This window comes from Collinsella sp. AM09-41, assembly GCF_003473245.1.
In the GTDB taxonomy this organism is placed as follows: domain Bacteria; phylum Actinomycetota; class Coriobacteriia; order Coriobacteriales; family Coriobacteriaceae; genus Collinsella.
In genome coordinates this window covers 39,910-47,209 of sequence record NZ_QRMJ01000010.1, presented here as the reverse complement: position 1 = coordinate 47,209, position 7,300 = coordinate 39,910, and the positions used below count along the sequence as shown (strand labels likewise).

Annotated in this window: 6 protein-coding genes; all 6 read left to right on the top strand. The window is 59.1% G+C overall.

Features of this window, described 5'->3' with window-relative positions; genetic code table 11:
• Positions 1 to 157 precede the first annotated feature (157 nt).
• Genes acpS through tsaD form a run of 6 tightly spaced genes read left to right on the top strand, consistent with a single transcriptional unit; the run spans position 158 to position 6,981 of the window.
• Positions 158 to 697 (top strand): holo-ACP synthase, encoded by a 540-nt coding sequence (gene acpS, locus DW112_RS09230; RefSeq protein ID WP_118328825.1) that lies wholly within the window; start codon positions 158 to 160, stop codon positions 695 to 697.
• Positions 698 to 2,314 carry an NAD(P)H-hydrate dehydratase gene (locus tag DW112_RS09225; protein WP_082435564.1) on the top strand — a complete coding sequence of 539 codons (1,617 nt, stop codon included), beginning with the start codon at positions 698 to 700 and terminating at the stop codon, positions 2,312 to 2,314.
• A 2-nt stretch (positions 2,315 to 2,316) separates the two neighbouring features.
• Positions 2,317 to 3,462 (top strand): alanine racemase, encoded by a 1,146-nt coding sequence (alr, locus tag DW112_RS09220; RefSeq protein ID WP_089573672.1) that lies wholly within the window; start codon positions 2,317 to 2,319, stop codon positions 3,460 to 3,462.
• An 8-nt stretch (positions 3,463 to 3,470) separates the two neighbouring features.
• Positions 3,471 to 4,091 carry a uracil-DNA glycosylase gene (locus DW112_RS09215; RefSeq protein WP_089573671.1) on the top strand — a complete coding sequence of 207 codons (621 nt, stop codon included), beginning with the start codon at positions 3,471 to 3,473 and terminating at the stop codon, positions 4,089 to 4,091.
• Between the two features lie 12 nt (positions 4,092 to 4,103).
• Positions 4,104 to 4,610 carry a tRNA (adenosine(37)-N6)-threonylcarbamoyltransferase complex ATPase subunit type 1 TsaE gene (tsaE, locus tag DW112_RS09210; RefSeq protein ID WP_089573670.1) on the top strand — a complete coding sequence of 169 codons (507 nt, stop codon included), beginning with the start codon at positions 4,104 to 4,106 and terminating at the stop codon, positions 4,608 to 4,610.
• A complete protein-coding gene (tsaD, locus tag DW112_RS09205) occupies positions 4,597 to 6,981 on the top strand; it encodes a tRNA (adenosine(37)-N6)-threonylcarbamoyltransferase complex transferase subunit TsaD (RefSeq protein ID WP_117736899.1) in 2,385 nt (794 codons plus the stop codon). The genes tsaE and tsaD overlap by 14 nt, the downstream gene beginning before the upstream one ends.
• Positions 6,982 to 7,300 lie beyond the last annotated feature (319 nt).

Genomic DNA, 7,300 nt, shown 5'->3' with positions numbered 1-7,300 from the left:
GTCTGATGACTTGAAGAAGGGGGAGGCCTCGCGGCCTCCCCCTTTTTTGCGTTTACGGGCTTTTGTCTCACATAGTAGCTGTGTTTTATAACCCTCGTTTGTCGCATCTTCTGTGAACGGGCTACAATAACTTAGTCTGTGCGATATGGAGGTGAACATGGCTGAAGCTGGTATCGGCGTTGATATCGTCGAGATTTCCCGCATGAAATCAATTCTTGAAAAGACGCCGTCGTTTGCTCGGCGTGTGTTTACCGAAGAAGAGCGTGCGTATTGTGATGCATCATCGCGTCCCGCTGCTCACTATGCCAGCCGCTTTGCTTCGCGCGAGGCGGTACTTAAAGCTCTCGGCACGGGTTTTAGTCAAGGCGTTGGTCGCAAGGATGTTTCGGTTACGCGTGATAAACTCGGCAAACCGAAGGCGCTGCTTTCGGGCCGTGCTCTCGAGATCGCTCAAGAACTGGGTGTTGTCGAGGTCGCTCTTTCTATTACCCTTACGGGTGACTTGGCTGTCGCTAATGCCATTGCAATCACCGAGGATGCTCGACCTAAGCCTAAGGAAGAAAAAGTGAGCAACAAGAAACGCGTTGCGCAGACATTTAAAGAGGCTCGCTCTGTTTTAGATGAGCTCGAGCAGCTGCAGAATTCAGCATTGGCGGAGCACCTGGGCGATGCTTCGCAAGATACGCTAGGAGCATAGATGAAACCGGTTTTGAGTACCGAAGAAGTCGTTCGTCTCGAGGATATCATCGAACGCGAAGGGACTTCGAAGGCCGAGCTTATGGAGCTAGCGGGTGAGTTTGCCGCTAACGAGGTCTTGAAGCTCAATCCCGATCGGGTTCTCGTTTTGGTCGGTTTTGGTAATAATGGTGGCGACGGTTGGGTTGCCGCCGATATCCTGAGCCATAAGGGTGTGGACGTGGATATCGTTTCTCCGGTTGAACCGGATGAGATTCCTGCTGCTCTGGCACGTCATGTTGCTCGTCGTACTGCCGGTCGCGATGTGCACGTTTGCGTCGGCCCCTCGCGTGATGAACTCGAGGTTTTGATCGATAAGGCCGATGTTGTTGTCGATGCCATTTTTGGTACCGGTTTCCACGGGAATCTGCGTGCGCCGTTCTCCATTTGGATTCCTACGGTCAATGAATGCGCCGATTGTGTCGTATCCATTGATGTCCCCTCGGGCCTGAATGCAGAGACGGGCGTTGTTGATGACGACTGCATTCGTGCCGAGCGCACGGTGACGATGATTGCGCCCAAGATTGGTCTGTATAGCGCTGATGGTCCTGAGTATGCTGGCGATTTGATCTGCGGCAATCTTTACGACCGTCTTGACGAGGTCATCGATGATGTCGACCACGCCGCCGAGATTGTCGAGCCCGGTGACTTAGTTGATTACTTTGCTCCGCTACCATCGAATATCGATAAGTATTCCCGTGGCTCCGTGCTTATTGTCGCCGGATCTGCGCAATATCCTGGTGCTGCCATTATGGCGGCCAAGTCTGCAGCTCGCGCGGGTGCTGGTTACGTGGCAGTCGCGGCTCCTGACGCCTGTGCCAATCTCATTCGCATGGCACTTCCTTCGATTCCCGTCTTTGCTATTCCGTCTGATTCCCGCGGCTCCTTTGGCGCCGCTGCGCGCATGACGGTGTGCGAGATCGCAAAGAAGTACAGCTGCGTGCTGTGCGGTCCCGGTATGACGACGTCTGCCGGCGCTATGCAGGTGGTTTCGGGCTTGCTCGAGCTTGATGTACCGCTAATTTTGGACGCCGATGCACTCAATTGCCTTGCTAAGATTGCCATTGACGGTATTGATAGTAACCCCGAGATGTATCGCCGCGAGCAGCCGTTGGTTATGACGCCGCACTATCGTGAGCTTTCGCGTCTGGTTGCCGGTGACGAGGTGAACGACCTTGGTACCGCGATTGCGGCCGCGCAGAAGGTTGTTTGGGCTGCAGGCTCCGACAATCTGGTGGTCATTGCCAAGGGGCCGACGACGGCTATCTGTGGTGTTGAGCGCGTGCTGCTGCCACTCTCGGGTCCGGCTTCTCTGGCAACTGCCGGTTCGGGTGATGTTCTGGCGGGTATTTTGGCCGGCACGCTTGCCACCATGCGCGACGAGATGGATCGTTGGGAGCTGCTGTATTCGTACGCCGTCGCACTTCACAGCTACGCCGGTTTTGCCGCGGCGACGGAGTATGGTGAGAAGAGCGTTATCGCGACCGATCTTATCGACTTGATCGGTCCTGCCATGGAGCTGGCGGCAAAGGATGCGCTCGAAGATCTGGGAATCATGGACGAAGGGTCGGATGACTAATCATGAATAAAGCCGATTTGACGCGCTGGTCCTGGGTCGAGATCGACCGCGGGGCGCTCCGTCGCAACACGAGGGCCTATAAGAACTTGTTGAATCCGCGTCAGCGCCTGTGCTGCGTGGTCAAGGCCGATGCTTATGGTCATGGAGCTGTTGAGTGTGCCAAGATCATGTATTCGGCCGGTGCCGACATGTTTGCCGTGGCGACGGTTAACGAGGGCGTTGGGCTCCGTCAGGGCGGGATTACTAAGCCCGTCCTGATTCTAAGTGAGCCGCCTATCGAGGCTATTCCTGCATTGCTCGAATTCGATATCATGCCCTCGGTCTATACGTCCGATTTTGCTCTTGCGTATGGCGAATGCGCCGTCGCGGCGGGCAAGGTGGGCAAGTACCATCTTGCCATCGAGACGGGCATGAATCGTATCGGTGTTCACTACACACAGGTGCTCGACTTTGTACGCGGCATCAGTTTCCATCGCGGCATCCAGTGCGACGGCGTATTTACGCACTTTGCCACGGCCGATGAACCTTCGGGTTGGGACTACAAGCTGCAGTGCCAGCGTTTTACCGAGGCCGTTCAGGCCATTAAGGACGCAGGTTTTGAATGCGGTATCGTGCATTGTGCCAATACGCCGTCCTCGATGCTCGATTCTTCAATGCACTTTGACATGATTCGTGCCGGCATCGGTTTGTATGGTCTGCAGCCATGTGAGCTGAGTGGTCGCGTGATGCAGCTTGATCCCGTCATGAGCGTCCACGCGCGTGTGACGCGCGTGGCGCATCCTGCGATGGGCGAGGGCGTGGGCTACGGCTTTACCTACCGCGTACCGCGCACGCGCGTTCAGATCTGCACCCTTCCGATCGGTTATGCCGATGGCCTTTCGCGTACGCTTTCCAATCGTATGGACGTGCTGTATCGCGGCGAGCGTGTGCGTCAGGTGGGCAATATCTGCATGGACCAGTTTATGGTCGCCATTCAGTCCAACCCGGCGCATGAGATTCCCGAGGCCGAGTATGGTGACGAGATGATCATTGTCGGTCGCGATGGAGATGCCGAGATTACCATGGACGAGATGGCGCGCCTACGCGGCACGATTAACTACGAGGTCGCTTGCGGCTTTGGTATGCGTCTCGACAAGGTCTACGTGTAGGAGTCGCTATGGGCGTCATGCACATCCCCGGCCATAGCCATCAGGCGCCGCGTGAGGTCGCACTCGAGGAGATCGAGGCCGTTCTGGGCGATTGTCACCTTTGCCAGCTTTACCAGTCGCGCCATAACATCGTGTTTGGCGTGGGAAACCCCCACGCTCGCGTGATGTTTATTGGCGAGGCGCCGGGCCGCAATGAGGATTTGCAGGGCGAGCCCTTTGTGGGGGCGGCAGGCGAGGACCTCAACGGCATTTTGTCGCTGGCGGGGCTCAAACGCGAAGACGTCTACATTGCCAACGTGCTTAAGTGCCGCCCGCCGGGAAACCGCAATCCGCGTCCCGAGGAAGTGCTGGCTTGCTCGCCATTTTTGCGTGAGCAGATTCGAAGCATCTGGCCCGATATTATTGTGACGCTCGGCAACCCCGCGACGCACTTTGTGCTAAAGACCGAGATTGGCATTACTAAGCTGCGCGGCAGGTTCCACCAGATGGGGCATTTTGTGGTAATGCCCACGTTCCATCCGGCAGCAGCGCTGCGCAATCCGGCGTGGCAGGAGCTGCTGGAGGAAGACTTTAAGATGCTGGGCGACTATCTGGAGCGACATCCCGCGCCAGAGGACGCCTCGGAATAATAAGGAGCATATATGTCCCTGGAGCGCCTGGGGGTAGGTACTTACAAAACGACTTGCGCTGCCGATACGGAGTACTTTGGCGAGCTAATTGCACCGTGCCTTGAGGACGGCGATGTGCTCATCCTGACCGGTGGCCTGGGAGTGGGCAAAACTCACTTTACCAAGGGCGTCTCGCGCGGGCTGGGCGATGGGCATATGGTTACGAGCCCTACGTTTGCGCTCATGGCCGTTCACGATCAAGGTCGTATTCCGCTGTTTCACTTTGATCTATACCGCCTGGAGCATGCCTACGAGCTCGAGGATACGGGCATTTTCGATGTGCTGGGCTATGAGGGTGCTTGCCTGCTGGAATGGGGCGAACAATTCCAGGACGAGCTGACGGATGAGTATCTTTCGGTGACGCTCAGGCGTGATGAGGGCGACAGCGACGTGCGAACGATAACGCTTGAGGCGCACGGTGACCGCGCAATGGAGCTTTCCCATTTGATTGATAAGGCTGTACAAGATGAGCTTGCATAACGACAACGCGCTGGTGGTGGCGCTCGATACCTCGACTGACATGCTTGCCTGCGCGGCAAGCTGGATTGATGGGCAGACGGGTGAGACGAAGCTCGTGAGTGGCGACCACATGTGTCGCCGTCACGCCAACGTTGAGCTCGTGAATACCGTTGATGGCGTGCTGGCTCAAGCCGGTCTGGATCGCAGCGATGTTGGTTGCTATGTGGTCGGCCGCGGCCCGGGGTCCTTTACGGGTGTGCGCATCGGCATCTCCACTGCCAAGGGCCTCGCGCGTGGTGCCAATGTTCCGCTGCTGGGCGTGTCGACGCTCGACGCTTGCGCTTGGACGGCGTGGAAGGCTGGCGTGCGCGGCAAGCTTGGTATCTTGGCCGATGCTATGCGCGGTGAGGTATATCCGGCGCTGTATATGCTGGTCGATGAGGGTCCCGAGCGTCAATTTGAGCGCGAACACGTGGTCAAGGCCGCCGTGGCGCTCGATGAGTGGCGCCAAGCAGCGGACTGGGGCCAGGTTCAGCTGACCGGTGACGGTCTAGTGCGCTATGGCAAGCTGCTGGGTGAGGACGAGGCCGCCCGCTGCGTGGAGCGCGACCTGTGGTGGCCTTCGGGCGAGGGCTTGCTGCTCGCGCACGCTGCGGGTGACGGCGATCCGGCCCGCGTCCTGCCGATTTACACGCGCCTTTCGGATGCCGAGGAAAACGAGCGCAAGCGTCTTGGTCTTGCCGAGAGTGCGCAGAGCGAAATTACGGGTGTTGCCGATGAGCTCGCCGGTCGTCATCTGCAGTTCCGTCCCATGGGCGCGGCGGATGCCGAGGGCGCAAGCGCGCTGGAGGCTGCCTGCTTTGAAGGTGCCGGACACGAGGCATGGACGCCGGGCATGTTCCTGTCCGAACTGGGCGAGGACGTCGCTGCGCCGCGTAGTTGGTGGGTGGCACACGACGACGGCAAGCTGCTGGGCCTTGCCGGCGGTATGGTCGTGGACGGTGATGTGCAGATTCTGGATGTCGCCGTCGACCCGGCACATCGCCGTGAGGGCATTGCCCGCAAGCTGCTGTCGCACGTGAGCTATGATGCCCAGATGCTCGGCTGCACTACGGCTTCGCTCGAGGTCGAGGACGGTAACGAGGGAGCGACCGCGCTTTATAACGCTCTGGGCTTTACCGAGGCTGGCCGTCGCCGCGGCTACTATGGTGCCGGCAAGGACGCCATCGTCATGACGGCTCCGCTGCCCCTGGTGCTTCCGGTCGATAATGCTTCGCCCGAGCCGACGGCGGCAGAGCAGCGCGTATGGCCGCTGCCTGCGCCTGGGCGCTCCGAGGGGGAGCGTGCCGAAATTGAGCGCCGCCGCCTAGTGCTCGCTATCGAGAGCTCCTGCGACGAGACGGCCGTGGCGATTATCGATGCGGATGGCAATATGCTGGCCAACCAGGTGTCGACACAGATTGATTTTCACGCCCGCTTTGGCGGCGTGGTGCCCGAGATCGCCTCGCGCAAACACGTTGAGGTGATTGTGAGTGTCGTGGATGCGGCGCTCGAGGATGCCGCAGCATCGCTTGGTCTTGAGGGTGGAGCCATCGCGCCGAGCGAACTCGCCGCTGTTGGCGTGACGCAGGGTCCGGGCCTGGTGGGTGCTCTGGTAGTGGGCGTCGCCTTCGCCAAGGGCTTTGCCTATGCCGCCGGCAAGCCACTCGTGTGCGTCAACCATCTGGAGGGCCATCTGTTCGCCAACCTGCTGGCGCAGCCCGATCTCAGGCCGCCGTTTATCTTCACGCTCGTCTCGGGCGGTCATACCATGCTCGTGCACGTGAAGGCATGGGGCGACTACGAGGTACTTGGTGAGACACTCGACGATGCTGTGGGCGAGGCCTTCGACAAGGTAGCCAAGGCGTTGGGTCTGGGCTATCCCGGTGGCCCCATCATCTCCAAGCTGGCCGAGACGGGCAACCCCCGCGCGATCGATTTTCCTCGCGCGCTTAACAGCAGGGGAGACTATCGTTTCTCGCTTTCGGGTCTTAAAACGGCCGTGACGCTCTACATCGAGCAGGAGACCAAGGCCGGGCGCACGATTCACCTGCCCGATCTGGCGGCTTCGTTTGAGGCAGCCGTCTTTGACGTTCAGTACAAGAAGGCCAAAAACGCCCTGCATGCCACCGGATGCAAGGAATACTGCATCGGCGGCGGCGTCTCGGCTAATCCGCATCTGCGCGAGATGATGATCAAGAAGCTTGGGCGTCAGGGGATCCGCGTAACGGTGCCACCGCTTTCGGCGTGCACCGACAACGCCGCCATGATCGCAGAGGTTGCCCGCCGTAAATTCGACCGAGGAGAAATCTCGCCGTTCGACGTCGATGCCGATCCGAACATGACGCTGTAGTCGTACGGGTGCGGTCCCCGGCGCTGCCCGGGCGCCAACGGCCGCATATGAACTTTCCTGCTCTACAGTCCTGCTCACGACGGAGGCCACATTAAGTGGCCTCCTGTTCGTGCGGAACTTGCGATAAAGTTCATATGCGGCCGTTGGCGCCCGGGCAGCGCCGGGGACCTTTCTGTATCGATATAGCTTCTGAGCTGGATCGGTGTCGACAACGTCCAGCAAGGCTAACAAGCCAGCGTCGAATTTCCGGCGTGCTTTAGCTGAAAGAAAAGATGGCATGCGGAGCTTTGCTCCGCATTTGGGATGGGAGCCCCTCGGG